The organism is Xanthovirga aplysinae, assembly GCF_009711365.1.
Classification (GTDB): domain Bacteria; phylum Bacteroidota; class Bacteroidia; order Cytophagales; family Cyclobacteriaceae; genus Xanthovirga; species Xanthovirga aplysinae.
In genome coordinates, this window is sequence record NZ_SMMB01001018.1 from 1 (window position 1) to 1,213 (window position 1,213).

At 35.0% G+C, this 1,213-nt stretch carries 1 protein-coding gene; it reads right to left on the bottom strand.

All coding sequences use genetic code 11. The features are described from left to right. Positions 1 to 1,213 (bottom strand): lantibiotic dehydratase (locus tag E1171_RS10525; RefSeq protein ID WP_187696388.1); only part of this gene is annotated, 1,213 nt, incomplete at both ends.

The window sequence follows — 1,213 nt, forward strand, 5'->3', positions numbered from 1 at the left end:
TAGGATTTAATATCACAAAGACCTCATCGGGAATACCAAAGCTATCCTTCCACCTCTTTATCCCATAAAAAAAGGCCGAGTCACTTTCCTGAGGCAATTTTTGAGGCATGTGCGCTTTACCAATTTCCCACCTTTTTCTCTGTATAATTAAAGAATTCTCAAATACTACCCTAGGATAAATGTTAATAGATGCGGAATTCCCCTTCTTATTCTCCTTTTCCACAAATTTATTTATGGCATTAATAAGAAGATATGGTGACAAATAGGCTGCATCTGTGAAATTATCCAATAATTGAAATAATTTAGACCTTCCTCTTTGACTTTGAAAACAAAGATCAAAAACAAAAGCCCGATTCTGTGTGGGTTTATGAACTAAAATCAACTCATCCGATAAAGAATCATACCTAACTTCAAAATCAGTAACTGCCAACTGTTTTTCTGATGGCAAACTATTTTGCGCTCCTGGTGACCAAATTTCGTAAGGCATTAATGGAGGATGGAGGTTTGCATTAAAGTAGGAAGCATCACTGTTTTCCAAAAACAATGTTTCCTCCTTCATTAACAATCTATTTGCTTCACATGTATCTTGGGTAATTTTCTCATCAAAAATATGTAAAAAACGACTTAACATTTTTCCGTATCCAGAAAAAGCTCCATTAACTACGGCATTTAGTTTCCCCTCTGGAGTCTTATCGATTACCTGAAGAAAAGCTCCATGGGATCTTGTTCTTTTCTTTTTTTCAGACTTAAAATCAAGAGCCGCATTTATTCTCTTTAGCATTTCGAGGTTTATTTGAACCGTTTCTTGCCCTATATTTTCGGAAATTTTGAGTTCCTGACTAAATTTCTCTTCCCACTTTTCTATTCGCTCTCTTTGTTGCTCTAAAGTTTCAACATAGAATGGAGATTTTTTTGAGTTCAACAAGTTTTCCTTTCTGTTACCTTCACCCCCTTTTCCTTCCTTTTCTTTTTCCTTCTTTTCCTCCTTTTGTCTTCGAATAAACTCTTCTTCAGGTTTTTTAAACTCCCTATAGTAGTCCTCATAAAAAGTAAGTAGATCTACATTTGTCTTTTGGGGATAATTGGATTTAAAGAAGTGCTTCATCTTTGTCACTTCCTGCCTTTCCCCCATCGGCACAGCCAATTCCTGCAACAAATTATGGAGATGCTGTACTAAATCTTTTAATTGATTTTTATTAATTTTTCCATCAAA